The sequence below is a fragment of the Pseudomonas sp. URIL14HWK12:I12 genome (assembly GCF_003097135.1).
Classification (GTDB): domain Bacteria; phylum Pseudomonadota; class Gammaproteobacteria; order Pseudomonadales; family Pseudomonadaceae; genus Aquipseudomonas.
The window spans coordinates 94141-108011 of record NZ_QEQL01000005.1 but is presented as its reverse complement, the minus strand read 5'-3'; the positions used below and the strand labels follow the sequence as shown (position 1 = coordinate 108011).

The 13871-nt window shown below is 63.0% G+C and carries 12 protein-coding genes; 6 read left to right on the top strand and 6 right to left on the bottom strand.

Annotated elements, in window-relative coordinates; genetic code table 11:
• Nucleotides 1-8: 8 nt before the first annotated feature.
• The 3 genes from F474_RS15720 to F474_RS15710 all read right to left on the bottom strand — a co-directional run bounded on the left by F474_RS15720 (nt 9) and on the right by F474_RS15710 (nt 4177).
• Nucleotides 9-1391, bottom strand: coding sequence for an OprD family porin (locus F474_RS15720; RefSeq protein WP_097086045.1), 1383 nt, complete (start codon nt 1389-1391; stop codon nt 9-11).
• 208 nt (nt 1392-1599) lie between these two features.
• Nucleotides 1600-3201 (bottom strand): ABC transporter substrate-binding protein, encoded by a 1602-nt coding sequence (locus F474_RS15715; protein WP_097086047.1) that lies wholly within the window; start codon nt 3199-3201, stop codon nt 1600-1602.
• A 262-nt stretch (nt 3202-3463) separates the two neighbouring features.
• Nucleotides 3464-4177, bottom strand: a complete 714-nt coding sequence (locus F474_RS15710) for an SIMPL domain-containing protein (RefSeq protein ID WP_097086049.1) — start codon at nt 4175-4177, stop codon at nt 3464-3466.
• A 120-nt stretch (nt 4178-4297) separates the two neighbouring features.
• On the opposite strand from F474_RS15710, the gene F474_RS15705 reads away from it, so the two are divergent.
• From F474_RS15705 to F474_RS15680, 6 genes are all read left to right on the top strand, one after another.
• The gene (locus F474_RS15705; protein ID WP_097086051.1) at nt 4298-5551 is read left to right on the top strand and encodes an ATP-binding protein; all 1254 of its coding nucleotides are present in this window, start codon (nt 4298-4300) and stop codon (nt 5549-5551) included.
• Entirely contained in the window at nt 5552-6115 is a 564-nt protein-coding gene (locus F474_RS15700) for a response regulator transcription factor (protein WP_097086053.1), read from the top strand. It abuts the gene before it with no gap.
• Nucleotides 6116-6177: 62 nt separating this feature from the next.
• Nucleotides 6178-7893, top strand: a complete 1716-nt coding sequence (locus F474_RS15695) for an ABC transporter ATP-binding protein/permease (RefSeq protein WP_097086055.1) — start codon at nt 6178-6180, stop codon at nt 7891-7893.
• A gap of 67 nt (nt 7894-7960) precedes the next feature.
• On the top strand, nt 7961-8716 hold the full coding sequence (locus tag F474_RS15690; RefSeq protein WP_097086057.1) for a FadR/GntR family transcriptional regulator: 756 nt from the start codon (nt 7961-7963) through the stop codon (nt 8714-8716).
• 178 nt (nt 8717-8894) lie between these two features.
• Entirely contained in the window at nt 8895-9806 is a 912-nt protein-coding gene (gene kdgD, locus F474_RS15685; RefSeq protein WP_097086190.1) for a 5-dehydro-4-deoxyglucarate dehydratase, read from the top strand.
• A 137-nt stretch (nt 9807-9943) separates the two neighbouring features.
• The gene (locus F474_RS15680; RefSeq protein WP_097086059.1) at nt 9944-10885 is read left to right on the top strand and encodes an AEC family transporter; all 942 of its coding nucleotides are present in this window, start codon (nt 9944-9946) and stop codon (nt 10883-10885) included.
• 9 nt (nt 10886-10894) lie between these two features.
• Here F474_RS15680 and F474_RS15675 read toward each other — a convergent pair whose 3' ends face one another.
• The 3 genes from F474_RS15675 to gatB are packed head-to-tail and all read right to left on the bottom strand — an operon-like array spanning nt 10895 to nt 13862.
• Entirely contained in the window at nt 10895-11929 is a 1035-nt protein-coding gene (locus F474_RS15675) for a calcium/sodium antiporter (protein WP_097086193.1), read from the bottom strand.
• A gap of 45 nt (nt 11930-11974) precedes the next feature.
• Nucleotides 11975-12361 (bottom strand): septal ring lytic transglycosylase RlpA family protein, encoded by a 387-nt coding sequence (locus F474_RS15670; protein WP_097086061.1) that lies wholly within the window; start codon nt 12359-12361, stop codon nt 11975-11977.
• Between the two features lie 55 nt (nt 12362-12416).
• Complete coding sequence (gene gatB, locus F474_RS15665; protein ID WP_097086063.1) at nt 12417-13862, bottom strand: Asp-tRNA(Asn)/Glu-tRNA(Gln) amidotransferase subunit GatB; 1446 nt, start codon at nt 13860-13862, stop codon at nt 12417-12419.
• Nucleotides 13863-13871 lie beyond the last annotated feature (9 nt).

Sequence of the window (13871 nt, the reverse complement as noted above, 5' to 3'; positions counted from 1 at the left end):
CTACGGGTTTACAGGATGTTGAACGGCACGGTGGTCACCACCCGCAGCTCGTTCAGGCTGCCATCGGCCTGGTTGGCCGAGGCGCGGTGCGCGGTGTAGGTGGCGCGCACGCTGGAGCCCTTGAGGGCACCGCTTTGGAGGGTGTATGCAGTGCCGAAACCATACTCGTAGTGGGTCTCGCCATCGAGGTTGCTAAGGTTGCCATAGCCTGTGCCGGTGTAGTGGGTGCCGTCGATGCCCCAGCCACGTGCGGTGTATACGTTGAATTTGAGCCCCGGAACGCCGTACTCGGCCATGTTCAGCAGGTAGCCGAACTGCAGGGATTTCTCGTTCGGGCCGTTGAAGTCCGACAGCAGTGAGTTGGCCAGGAAGATGCCGTTGGTTTCGTGCAGGTAGTCGAAGTATTCGTTACCGTCGACCTGTTGCCAGCCGACCATCACGCTGTGGGCGCCGTGGGTGAGGGTCAATGCCAGGCTGTAGGTGTCGTTGTCGATTGCACCCAGTTTGGCCGAGCCCTCGTCGCGGGTCTTGTAGTAATTGAACGCGGTGTTGAGCGCCAGCGAGTTGGGGTCGCCCAGGTCGTGGGTCAGGCCGAAGTAGTACTGGTTCCAGAAATCTTTCGCCTGAGTGGCGTAGAAACTGGTTTCCAGGCTTTCCATAGGCTTGTAGGTCACGCCGGCGGTGCTGACGTGATCGGTCGACACGGCACGGTTGCCGTATTCGGACACAAAACGCGTCAGGCTCTGCTCGGTACGCGGTGACACGCGGTCGAAGGTGCCGGCATCGAAGCTCAGGTTGTTGAACTCGGCGCTGTGCACGCTCAGGCCTTCGAAGCTTGAGGGCAGGGCGCGGTTGCCGATGGTGGCGATCATCGGCGTGTTCATGTTCTGCCGCCCGGCAGTGATGGTGGTGTTAGACACTCGCGCCTGCAGGTTGGCCAGGCCCAGTTTGCTCCACTGGCCCACGGCGTCGCCGTCGGCGTGGGTCAGGGTGCGGTTGCCGCCGCCGGCGATGCGGTCGTGGTTCTGCTGCAGGGCCACCTCATTGTAGGCCGCTACCTGCGCCGCGAGCCCCAGGGTGCCCTGGGTGAACCCCGAGGTGTAATTGACGATGGTGCCCTGGGTCCAGGTTTCACGCAGGCTGGTGGATTCGGTCGTACCGTCCTTCTTCTGGATCGAGAAGCGCGTGTCGCGCTTGGTGCGCTCCTGGGCGAAGAAGTTCTTGGTCGAGCCGCTTAGCGATTGGCCAGCAACGAAGCCGGTGGCTTCGGCCTGGGCACTGCTGCTCTTGAGCTGTGTGGGAACGAACGCCTGGCTGGCGGAATCGGCCAGGGCAGGGCCGCTGGTGCCGGCAATGGCCAGCGCCAGAAGCGTACGGGTGGACATCTGCATGGGTGTTGCTCCTGTTTTTCTTTCTCGTTGTGTACCGGCGTGTGCGCACCGGGTGTTGCAGCCTTCGTTGTGCGACGAAGGCATTTTTTTGGCAAAAGCTTGCCCGCAAAGCTCTGAGGCCCTGTCGGGAATTCAATGCGTGGGCACGGCTGAGCCGAGGCACCCCTGTTCAGGGGTACCCGCTCAGTCGGTCAGCGTTCGGGAGGGTTCAGTCCTTGATACCGACGCCGTAGAAGGAGTTCAGGCCCAAGGGGCTGATCTTGAAGCCTTCCACCTTGTCACTCATGGGCTGATAGACCGTCGAGTGGGCGATAGGGGTGTAGGGGACTTGCTGCTTGAGCAACTGCTGGGCCTTTTCGTACAGCGGGATGCGATCGGCCTGCTTGGGCGTGGCCTTGGCGGCCTTGATCAACTTGTCGTAGTCCTGGTTGCAGAACTTGGCAAAGTTGTTGCCGTTGACCGCATCGCAGCCGAACAGCGTGCCCAGCCAGTTATCGGGGTCGCCGTTGTCACCGCTCCAACCGATCAACATGGCATCGGTTTCGCCGGCCTTGGCGCGCTTGATGTATTCGCCCCATTCATAGCTGACGATCCGCGCATTGATGCCAATCTTTTTCCAGTCCGATTGCAGCATCTCGGCCATCAGGCGTGCGTTCGGGTTATAGGGGCGCTGCACAGGCATCGCCCACAGCTGGATCTCGGTCCCTTCCTTCACACCTGCTTGCTTGAGCAGGGCTTTGGCCTTTTCGGGGTCAAAGGGCGCGTCTTTGATGGATTTGTCGTAGGACCACTGGGTTGGCGGCATGGCGTTGACGGCAAGCTGGCCTGCACCTTGGTAAACGGCCTCGATGATGCGCTTCTTGTCGACCGCCATGTCCAGGGCCTGGCGCACGCGCAGGTCATCAAGCGGCTTATGGGTAACGTTGTAGGAGATGTAGCCCAGGTTGAAGCCAGGCTGGTTGGGCATCTGCAGGGCCTTGTCGGCCTCAAGCGGCTTGATGTCGGCCGGCCGCGGGTAGGCGGTCACCTGGCATTCGTTGCGCTTGAGCTTCTGTGCGCGCACCGAGGCGTCGGTGGTGATGGCGAAGATCAGGTTGTCGATCTTCACATCCGAAGGGTTCCAGTAATCCTTGTTGCCCTTGTAGCGAATCTGGGCGTCTTTCTGATAGCGGCTGAACACGAACGGCCCTGTGCCGATCGGCTGCTGGTTGATCAGCTCGGGTTTGCCTTCCTTGAGCAGCTTGGCGGCGTACTCGGCGGACTGGATCGAGGCAAAGCTCATCGCCAGGTTCTGGATGAACGCTGCATCCACGGTGCCAAGCTGGAAGCGCACGGTGTGATCGTCGACTTTCTCGACCTTCTTGATGTTGTCGTTCATCCCCATGTCGGTGAAATAGGGGAACTCGGTGGGGTAAGCCTTGCGAAACGGCATGTTCGGGTCGAGCATGCGATTGAACGTGAACAGCACGTCATCGGCGTTGAATTCGCGCGTGGGCTTGAAGTAATCGGTGGTGTGGAACTTCACGCCTTCGCGCAGGTGAAACGTGTAGGTCAGCCCATCGTCGGAAACGTCCCAGCTGGTCGCCAGGCCTGGGATGACCGTGGTGCCGCCGCGCTCGAACTGTGTCAGCCGATTGAAGACGGTCTCAGCCGAGGCGTCGAAGTCGGTGCCGGTGGTGTACTGGCCCGGGTCGAAGCCAGCCGGGCTGCCCTCCGAGCAATAAACCAGGTTGGAAGCGGCCTGTGCCAGAGGAGATAAAGCGAGCAAACCAGCACTAACGACGAAAGGAATCACAGCAGCTTTGAGCATGGTGGCCTCATTGTTGTCTTCTTCGAAAGAGGGCGGCCTTGTGAGCGCCCCTCCGATACTTATGCAGGCGCCATACCCGGTGCAACGTCAGAGTGTAAGACTTTTCGCAAATTGTTGTACGCAAGTACTAGAATGTCGCATCGATGTAACTTACCCCGGTCGATAGTAGGCGCCTATGTTCGTTTTCGAACCTTCTGGCACAGTGTAGGCGCTCGGCGGCCAAGAGGGTGCCGATGTTAGTTTCGGCACCGCTGGCAGGTTCTCAGGGCATCTGCACTTCAATGACGCCACTGGCGTTTATCTGCACTTCGGTGGTGCCGGCTTCCACGTCGGGAGTGACCGGTGCGCTATCGGCGCGGGCTGCCTTCATCATCATGGGGGCCGGCGCCACCGGGAAACGGACCTGCCCGTCGCTGTCCAGGTTCAGGCTCACCACGCGATAACCGGTGCCTCCCATCGCCTCAGCCACGTGCTGCGCCCGGGCCTTGAAGTCTGCGACGGCCTCTTTGAGCAATGCATCTTCGTTTTCCTTGCGCGTGGCATGCGCGATATCGAAACTCATACCGCTCAACTTCAGGCTCTGCTGCAGCTCACCTGTGAGCTTGGAAAGAGCAGGAAAATCCTGGCTTTCAAGGCGCAACTCGGCACGCTCACGCCAGGCGGTGATCTTCTGGCCCTTATCGTCGTACACCGGGTAGCTCTGGCGGGTGCCCACGCGTACGGTCACACCCTCTACGGCGCGTGCCTGCGCCAGTGCCTTGTTAAGGGTTTCGCTCACGCCCTTGGCCAGTTGCGCAGGGTCACGGCCTTGATCCTCGGTATAGAGCGTCACGTTCATCAGGTCTCGCGGCACCTCGCGGGTGGCTTCGGCGCGCAGCGAGACCTGGTTGTAGTTCAGCGCTTCTGCACCTGCCAGGGGCGAGAGCAACAGGCCGGCGGCCAACAGCAGGGCAGGGCGATAACGATGCGTGAGCATTTGAAACTCCTTGTTCTGGAAATACCGGTGGGCACCACTGTGGTGCTTTGCCGCAGTTTTGTCAGCCTCTGGCTGGCATTGGGTATACTTGCCGCTTCCCTTTGACAGCCTGGAGCGCGCATGTTCGCGGCATTGCCACCGTTGTCCGCCAGCCGCCAGAACCTCTGGCGGCTAACGTTGATTCGTATCCTGGTGCTGGCTGCGCAGGCAGGCTCGGTCGGCTTTGCCTGGTTGACACACTTGTTGCCGCTGCCCTGGTTGGCACTGGTGATCACCCTGGCGTTTTCCGCTGTGCTCTGTGCGCTCACTGCTGCGCGCCTGCGCCTGCCGCTGCCGGTGACCGAGTTCGAATACGCCGTGCAACTGGGCTGCGACCTGCTCATCCACAGCGTGCTGCTCTACTACTCCGGCGGCTCGACCAACCCGTTCGTTTCCTATTACCTGGTGCCCCTCACCATTGCGGCGGTCACCCTGCCGTGGGTGTATTCGCTGGCCCTCTCGGGCCTGGCGTTGGTCAGCTACACCTTTCTGCTGCTGCGGTTCTACCCCCTGGAAACCTACCCGGTGGCGCGGGAGAACATGCAGGTCTATGGCATGTGGATGAGCATCGCGCTGGCGGCGGGGGTGATTACATTCTTTGCCGCGCGTATGGCCGAGGAGCTGCGGCGCCAGGAACAATGGCGCGCGCAGCGCCGTGAAGAGGGCCTTAGGGACCAGCAATTGCTGGCGGTGGCAACCGAGGCGGCCGGTGCGGCACATGAGCTCGGCACGCCGTTGGCGACCATGAGCGTGTTGCTCAAGGAGATGCGCCAGGAGCACCGCGACCCGGCCCTGCAAGAAGACCTGGCCCTGCTCCAGGAGCAGGTGCAGCAGTGCAAGCAGACCTTGCAGCAGTTGGTGCGGGCCGCTGAGGCCAACCGCCGGCTGGACGTGACTGCCCGGCCGGTGACGGCCTGGCTGGATGAGACCTGCAATCGCTGGCACCTGATGCGCCCCGAGGTAACCTACAGGGCCGAGGTGACAGGCGCCGGTGATATCCCCCAGATCGCGCCGCCGCCGGACTTGACCCAGGCACTGCTCAACCTGCTCAACAATGCAGCCGACGCCTGCCCGGACGATCTGCTCGCCAGCGTAGACTGGGACGATGAAAACATCTTCATCCGAATTCGCGACCACGGTGCGGGTGTCCCCCTAGCTATTGCCGAGCAAATCGGCAAACCTTTCTTCACGACCAAGGGCAAGGGCTTCGGCCTTGGCCTGTTTTTGAGCAAGGCCAGCGTCACGCGCGCTGGTGGCTCGGTCAAACTCTACCGTCACGAGCAGGGCGGCACCCTTACCGAACTGCGCCTGCCCGTGCAGCCTCAGGAGGCTTGAATGACAGACGACATCCCGCACACCGAAGGCGAAGACCTGCCGCACCTGCTGCTGGTGGACGATGACACCACCTTCACCCGCGTGATGGCCCGTGCCATGGCTCGCCGCGGCCTGCGCGTGAGCACGGCCAGCTCGGCCGAGGAAGGCTTGGCCCTGGCCCAGCAGGATTTGCCCGACTACGCCGCACTGGACCTGAAAATGGAAGGCGACTCAGGCCTGGTGCTGCTGCCCAAGTTGCTGGCGCTGGACCCGGAAATGCGCGTCGTGCTGCTCACCGGGTATTCGAGCATCGCCACTGCGGTCGAGGCGATCAAGCGCGGCGCGCGCAACTACCTGTGCAAGCCGGCCGACGCCGATGACGTGCTGGCGGCATTGATGTCCGACCACGCCGACCTCGACACCCTGGTGCCAGACAACCCCATGTCGGTCGACCGCCTGCAGTGGGAGCACATCCAGCGTGTGCTGGGCGAGCATGAAGGCAATATTTCTGCCACTGCACGCGCCCTGGGCATGCACCGGCGCACCTTGCAGCGCAAATTGCAGAAGCGGCCGGTACGCCGCTAATCCCTATCTGCCGCCGGCAACGCCCCAAAGCGGTCGGTGCCGGCCGGCCAGCGAGCCTGAACATGACATCGAACACAGATAATGCAGTGGGCCTTCGTGTGCCTGCCGGAAACTTCCTAAAACGCGTATGGCGCCTCGCCGTGCCCTACTGGCGCAGCGAAGAAAAGCGCAAGGCGTGGACGCTGCTCATCGCCGTGCTGGGCCTGTCGCTGTTCAGCGTAGCGGTCTCGGTGTGGTTCAACGGCTGGTACCGCGACTTCTACAACGCTCTGGAGAAAAAGGATTTCAGCGCCTTCGGCACGCTGATCGCGCATTTCACCGTCATCGCCATGGTGGCGATTTTGGCGGCGGTGTACCGGCTCTACCTGACGCAGATGCTGACCATCCACTGGCGGCGTTGGCTGACCGAGCAGCACTTCGCCCGGTGGTTAGGGCACAAGAACTACTATCAGCTCGAAACTGCAACCTACCTGGACAACCCCGACCAGCGCATCAGCGAAGACATCAATAGTTTCACCAGCGATACCCTGAGCCTGGGCCTGGGCTTCGTCAGGACCATCGTGAGCCTGGTGTCGTTCTCGGTGATTCTGTGGGGGGTATCGGGCAGTGCGCAGGTTGCTGGCTTCGATGTGCCTGGGTACATGTTCTGGGTGGCGTTGGCCTATGCCGGGGTGGGCAGCTGGCTGACCCACATTATCGGCCGCCGCTTGATCCCATTGTCCAATCTGCAGCAACGCTACGAGGCCAATCTGCGATTCTCGATGGTGCGCATTCGCGAAAACGCCGAAAGTATTGCTCTGTCCAACGGCGAGCCGGATGAGCACCGCCGCTTGAGTGCCCGCTTCGGTGCGGTATGGGAAAATTTCTGGCAGACGATGCGTGTGCAGAAGCGCCTGACCTACTTCACTTCCGGCTACGACCAGTTGGCAGTGATCCTGCCGCTTGCACTGGCAGCACCGCGTTATTTCGCCGGCAAGATCGAGCTAGGGGAGCTGATGCAGATCAGCTCGGCTTTCGGCAACGTGCAGGAGAGCATGAGCTGGTTCATCTCGGCGTATACCTCGCTGGCCAGCTGGCGTGCCACCTGTGACCGCTTGCTCGGCTTTCACGACGACATGGCTGCCAACGAAACCCGCCCCCAGGCGGTGGAAGTGGTGCAGCAGGGCAGTGCGCTGGCCCTGAATGACGTGGCGCTGAACCTAGCCGATGGGCGCCAGCTGGTCAGCGGGGCGTCGCTACAGTTGGCCCCCGGTGAACGGTTGATGCTCAGTGGCCCGTCGGGCAGCGGCAAAAGCTCGCTGCTGCGCGCGATGGGCCGGCTCTGGCCCGACGGCGCCGGCCGGATCGTGCTGCCGGGGGAGCGCTACCTGTTCCTGCCGCAAAAGCCCTACCTGCCGATCGGCCCGCTGCGCGAGTCGCTCAGCTATCCCGCGCCCGCCACAGCCTATACCGACCAGGCCCTGGCCGAAGCGTTGCGCAGTTGCCGGCTCGACCACCTTACCGGGCGGCTGGATGACAGCGAGCATTGGCAGCGCCTGCTCTCGCCGGGCGAGCAGCAGCGCCTGGCCTTCGCCCGTGCTTTGCTCTACCGGCCGCGCTGGCTGTTCATGGACGAGGCCACTTCGGCCATGGACGAAGAAGATGAGGCGCTGCTCTACGAGCTACTGATCGAGCGTTTGCCCGGGGTCGGGATCGTCAGTGTCGGCCATCGCAGCACCCTCAAGCGGTTCCACCCGCGCCTGATGAGGATCGGCGAGGGCCGGTTGCTGGCGCAATGAGGCATGCCCGGGCCCATGGGATGCGCTATGATGCGGCCTGATCATTGGCCCGAGTTCGATGCACGTCATGGATAATCAGAGCGCTCTTCCACGCGCCCGCAAAAAGCCCCGCAGCCTGGCCCAGGAGCTGGTCGCCGTGCTCTCCGAGCGGATCCGCAGCGGTGAGCTCAAGCGGGGCGACAAGCTGCCTACCGAGTCCGCCATCATGGAAGAGCAGGGCGTGAGCCGCACCGTGGTACGTGAGGCCATCTCCCGCTTGCAAGCGGCAGGGCAGGTCGAAACCCGCCACGGCATCGGCACCTTCGTGCTCGACACGCCCAGCCCGAGCGGTTTCCGCATCGACCCGGCGACCATCGTCACGCTGCGTGACGTGCTAGCGGTGCTGGAATTGCGGATCAGCCTCGAGGTGGAGTCGGCAGGCCTGGCTGCCACGCGCCGCACGCCCGAGCAACTGGCCCAGATTCGCGAAGCGCTCGACGCCCTCAATGAAGGTGCAGCCCATTCGCTGGACGCAGTGGCCTCCGACTTCCAGTTCCACCTGCGCATTGCCCTGGCCACGGGCAATCGGTACTTCACCGACATCATGACCCACCTGGGCACCAGCATCATCCCGCGTACGCGCCTGAACTCGGCTCGCTTGGCACACGATGACCAGCAGCACTACATGAAGCGCCTGAGCCGTGAGCACGAGGAGATCTTCGATGCCATCGCTCGCCAGGATGCAGACGCCGCGCGGGCAGCGATGCGCCTTCACCTGACCAACAGCCGCGAGCGGTTGCGCCAGGCGCACGAAGAAGCAGCGCCGAGCACCGGGCTGAGCTGACTCCCCTCCCTATGGCAGGCGCCTTAGCGGCCCTTGGGCGCATGGCCGCCTGCCCGGCGGTGCGCATTGTGGAATACGGTTGCAAAGCCCCAAATGTGGTTGTACGATGACTAACAACATCGTGTGGCAATGCCCCGATGCCGTATTCCACATTCAGTGCACGCAGGGTGTTCCTACAATGACTCCACAAGAACTCAAGTCCATCCTCTCCGCCGGTCTGCTGTCCTTCCCGGTAACCGATTTCGATGCCCAGGGTGAATTCGACCCCAAAGGCTATATCAACCGCCTGGAATGGCTCGCTCCCTACGGCGCCAGCGCCCTGTTCGCCGCCGGCGGCACCGGTGAGTTCTTTTCCCTCGCGGCCGATGAATACTCTGCGATCATCAAGACCGCTGTAGACACCTGCGCCACCAGCGTTCCGATCCTGGCCGGCGTCGGTGGGTCGACCCGCCAGGCCATCGCTTACGCCCAAGAGGCCGAGCGTTTGGGGGCCAAGGGCCTGCTGCTGTTGCCGCACTACCTGACCGAAGCCGCGCAGGATGGCGTGGCCGCTCACGTGGAGGCGGTGTGCAAGTCGGTCAACATCGGCGTGATCGTGTATAACCGCAACGTTTGCCGGCTTAATGCTCCGCTGCTGGAGCAACTGGCCGAGCGCTGCCCGAACCTGATCGGCTACAAGGATGGCCTGGGCGATATCGAAACCATGGTGAGCATTCGTCGCCGCCTGGGCGAACGCTTCAGCTACCTGGGGGGGCTGCCCACTGCAGAGGTCTATGCCGCTGCCTACAAAGCACTGGGCGTGCCTGTGTACTCTTCGGCAGTGTTCAACTTCATCCCCAAGACCGCGATGGACTTCTACCATGCCGTTGCCAAGGACGACCACGCCACCGTCGGCAAGCTCATCGATGAGTTCTTCCTGCCGTACCTGGACATCCGTAATCGCAAGCCAGGCTACGCGGTCAGTATCGTCAAGGCCGGCGCCAAGATTGCGGGCTACGATGCCGGCCCGGTGCGTACCCCGCTGACCGATCTGACCGGCGAGGAAATCGAAATGCTCGCCGCGTTGATGCACAAGCTCGGCCCGCAATAAGGCCTTGTCACCTGCGCCGCTAACGGCGGCGCGGGTGCCTGATTCCCCCTTGCGCCCATCAGGCATGGGCCCGGCGCGCCACGAGCGCGCCGCCTCGTTTATGATGGGGTTGATATCAGTCGACGGACCTTTCCCGAATGCTCGCGCTTTTCCTGCAGACCCTGAACATTACCTTGCCGGTATTTTCCATGCTGGTGCTGGGGTGGGTGCTCAAGCGGGTCGGCTGGATCGACGATGGTTTCATTCGCGTCACCTCGGCGCTCGTGTTCAACCTCACCATGCCCTGCCTGCTGTTTCTCGGCATCGTTCACGCTGATTTCGAAACCTCGTTCAAGCCTGGCATCGTGCTGTATTTCACACTGGCGACCGTGCTCAGCTTCGTACTGATCTGGCGCTATGCGGTATGGCGTGTACCTCATGCCGACCGAGGCGTATTCGTGCAAGGGGCGTTCCGGGGCAACAACGGGGTGATTGGCCTGGCGCTCGCGGCGAGCATGTACGGTGCTTACGGTATTTCTCTGGGGTCGATCCTGGCCGGGTTGGTGATCGTTTGCTACAACGCGCTCTCGGTGATAGTGCTCTCGGTATATACGCCAGGGATGAAGTCTGACCCGCGCAGCGTGTCGCTCAATATCCTTCGCAACCCCCTGATCATCAGCGTGCTGGCGGCTATTGCCTTCGCGATGAGCGGCTTGCGCCTGCCGGCGTGGCTGGAGCAGTCGGGGCAGAGCCTGGCGCAGATGAGCCTTCCGTTGGGGTTGATCTGCATTGGCGGCAGCCTGTCGCTTGCGGCGTTGCGCGAGAGTAGCGCGACGGCGGTGGAAGCCAGCGTGGGCAAGATGGTCTGGTTGCCGTTGGTAGGCACCTTCGGCGCCTGGCTGTGCGGTTTTCGCGGGGCTGATCTGGGGATTTTGTTCTTGTACTTCGGCGCACCCACGGCGTCGGTCAGCTATGTGATGGTGCGAGCGGCCGGTGGTAACTACCCGTTAGCCGCGGCGATTGTGGTGATTACTACGGTAGCGGCGGCGGTGACCACCAACCTTGGTATTTTCATCCTGCAGGGTCTCGGGCTGATCTGACCCAGGCCCCTAGTGGCGGCGGCGCCAGCTGCGCCAAGCCCTGAAGGCCACCACGGCCGCCAGTAGAGATAGCGCGGGCAGCAGCCAGTGCTCCAACCGCGTTGCCAGCGGCATGCCGAAGGTAAAGCTGAGCAGATGAAGGCCAAACACGGCATAGAGCATCAGCAGAACCAGCCCTTCGAGCCGCGACACACGGTAGCCGGCGTAAAACAGCGGCATTGCCAGCAAGGCCACCCCTACCATCACCGGCAGCTCGAACGCCAGCGCGTTGGGCGACACCGACAGCGGCTCGGGGCTGGCCAATATGACGAACCCCAGCACGCCTAGCAGGTTGAACAGATTGCTGCCGATCACGTTGCCCACCGCCAGGTCGCGCTCCCCGCGCAGTAGGGCGATCAACGACATGGCCAGTTCCGGCAGCGAGGCGCAGATGGCCACGGCGGTAAGCCCCATGATGCGTTCCGACAGGCCCAGGTCTGTGGCCACGTCCAGGGTTGCGCCGATCAGCCAGCGGCTGCCCAGAGCCGTCGCGGCCAAGCCCGCCACCGCCAACCCTGCGGGCAATGCCAGGGAGCGGGGCCGGCCTTGGCGCGACCAACTGCGGCCATGGCGCCTTGCCTGGCCCAACAGGCGCCAAAGCCACAGCGCCAGCCCAGCGATCAGCAGCCCACCTTCGAGCGGGCCCAGGCTTTCGTTGAGGCAAAGGGCGTATACCAGCAAGGCGGCCAGCAGCATGGCAGGCAGGTCGTGCAGCACCACGGGCCGAGACACGCGCAATGGCGAGATCAGCGCGCACAGGCCCAGCGTCCCCAGCACGCTGAAAATCAACCCCCCGAACAGGCTGCCCAAGGCCAAATCGCCGGCGCCCTGAGTGCTGGCACGCAGTGCGATGGCCATCTGTGGGGCGCTGCTGCTGAGCGCTACTACGGTCAGCCCAAGGCGCACTGGCCGCATGTTCAGCCGATGCGCCAGGCCCACCGCCGCACGCACCATGCATTCTGCGCCCAGCAGCATCAGTGCCAGGCCGATGGCCCACTGGATCAGGCTCAAGGCGGGGAGGGTGGCCAGGTCGAAAATGGCAGCGCTCCTTCAGTCGTCGAGGTCTTGCACGCGCACGCGTGCCGTGCCGCTGCCGATCATACCCAGCTGCTCGGCGGCCGCTCGGGAAACGTCGATCAAACGGCCACGGGTGTGCGGGCCGCGGTCGTTGATGCGTACCACCACTGTTTTCTGGTTGGCAAGGTTGGTGACCAGCACTTTGCTGCCGAAGGGCAGCCGGCGGTGTGCAGCGGTCAGGGCATTCTGGTCGAAACGCTCGCCGCTGGCGGTGCGCTTGCCTTGGTGTCGGGCGCCATAATAGGAAGCTGTGCCTTGCTCGTCATAGCCGTGAGGATCGATCGGAGGCTCGGCCTCGTTCATCAGGGCGCAGCCGCCCAGCAACATCAGGCCCAGGGCCAAGGCGAATGAGCGCCACATGGCAGTGTCCTTGGAGTGTGGAGCGCCCGCCGGAAGTGGCGGGCGCAGGTCAGGGTCAGCCTTCGAGCTTGCGCTTGAGCAGTTCGTTCACCTGCCCGGGGTTGGCCTTGCCTTTGGAGGCTTTCATGGCCTGGCCCACGAAGAAGCCGAACATCTTGCCGCGCTTGGCCTCGTCGGCGGCGCGGTACTGCTCGACCTGGGCAGCATTGGCAGCCAGCACTTCATCAAGCATCGCCTCGATGGCGCCACTGTCGGTGACCTGCTTGAGGCCCTTGGCTTCGATGATCTGATCGGCAGAGCCTTCGCCGGCGGCCATCGCTTCGAACACCATCTTGGCGATCTTGCCGGAGATGGTGTTGTCACGGATGCGCTGAATCATCCCGCCCAGATGCTCGGCGCTGACCGGCGACTGCTCGATCTCCAGGCCCAGCTTGTTGAGCAGGCTGCCCAGTTCGACCATCACCCAGTTGGCCGCCAGCTTGGCATCGCCACCGGCGCTGGCCACCGTTTCGAAGTAGTCGGCCTGTTCACGGCTGGAAGCAAGCACCGAGGCGTCGTATTGCGAAAGGCCATACTGGCTCTGGAAACGCTCGACCTTCTGCGGGGGCAGCTCCGGCAAGCCGGCGCGCACGGTTTCGATGAAGGCGCTCTCAACCACTACCGGCAGCAGGTCGGGGTCGGGGAAGTAGCGGTAGTCGTTGGCTTCTTCCTTGCTGCGCATGGAGCGAGTGACGTCCTTGTTGGGGTCGTACAGGCGCGTTTCCTGCACCACCTTGCCGCCGTCCTCGATCAGTTCGATCTGGCGCTGGATCTCGTGGTTGATGGCTTTTTCGATGAAGCGGAACGAGTTGACGTTCTTGATCTCGCAGCGCGTGCCGAACTCGGCCTGGCCCTTGGGCCGTACCGAAACGTTGCAGTCGCAGCGCAGTGAGCCTTCGGCCATGTTGCCGTCGCAGATACCCAGGTAGCGCACCAGGGCGTGAATGGCCTTGACGTAGGCCACGGCTTCCTTGGCGCTGCGCATGTCTGGCTCGGAGACGATCTCCAGCAGCGGGGTGCCGGCACGGTTGAGGTCAATGCCCGAGGCGCCGTTGAAGTCTTCGTGCAGGCTCTTGCCGGCGTCTTCTTCCAGGTGCGCGCGGGTGATGCCCACCCGCTTGATGGTGCCGTCTTCCAGGGTGATGTCCAGATAGCCCTTGCCCACGATCGGGTGGTCCATCTGGCTGATCTGGTAGCCTTTGGGCAGGTCGGGGTAGAAGTAGTTCTTGCGTGCGAACACGTTACGCTGCCCGATTTCAGCATTCACCGCCAGGCCGAACATCACGGCCATGCGCACGGCCTCGGCATTGAGCACCGGCAGCACGCCGGGCATGCCCAGGTCGACCAGGCTGGCCTGGGTGTTGGGCTCGGAGCCGAAGGTGGTGGCGCTTCCGGAGAAGATCTTCGACGCGGTGGCCAGCTGGGTATGAATCTCCAGCCCGATCACGACTTCCCATTGCATGTATGTCTC

Excerpts from the sequence above, each read along its gene's own strand:
- F474_RS15720 (WP_097086045.1), bottom strand. The coding sequence starts at position 1,391 with ATGCAGATGTCCACCCGTACGCTTCTGGCGCTGGCCATTGCCGGCACC.
- F474_RS15715 (WP_097086047.1), bottom strand. The coding sequence starts at position 3,201 with ATGCTCAAAGCTGCTGTGATTCCTTTCGTCGTTAGTGCTGGTTTGCTC.
- F474_RS15710 (WP_097086049.1), bottom strand. The coding sequence starts at position 4,177 with ATGCTCACGCATCGTTATCGCCCTGCCCTGCTGTTGGCCGCCGGCCTG.
- F474_RS15705 (WP_097086051.1), top strand. The coding sequence starts at position 4,298 with ATGTTCGCGGCATTGCCACCGTTGTCCGCCAGCCGCCAGAACCTCTGG.
- F474_RS15700 (WP_097086053.1), top strand. The coding sequence starts at position 5,552 with ATGACAGACGACATCCCGCACACCGAAGGCGAAGACCTGCCGCACCTG.
- F474_RS15695 (WP_097086055.1), top strand. The coding sequence starts at position 6,178 with ATGACATCGAACACAGATAATGCAGTGGGCCTTCGTGTGCCTGCCGGA.
- F474_RS15690 (WP_097086057.1), top strand. The coding sequence starts at position 7,961 with ATGGATAATCAGAGCGCTCTTCCACGCGCCCGCAAAAAGCCCCGCAGC.
- kdgD (WP_097086190.1), top strand. The coding sequence starts at position 8,895 with ATGACTCCACAAGAACTCAAGTCCATCCTCTCCGCCGGTCTGCTGTCC.
- F474_RS15680 (WP_097086059.1), top strand. The coding sequence starts at position 9,944 with ATGCTCGCGCTTTTCCTGCAGACCCTGAACATTACCTTGCCGGTATTT.
- F474_RS15670 (WP_097086061.1), bottom strand. The coding sequence starts at position 12,361 with ATGTGGCGCTCATTCGCCTTGGCCCTGGGCCTGATGTTGCTGGGCGGC.
- gatB (WP_097086063.1), bottom strand. The coding sequence starts at position 13,862 with ATGCAATGGGAAGTCGTGATCGGGCTGGAGATTCATACCCAGCTGGCC.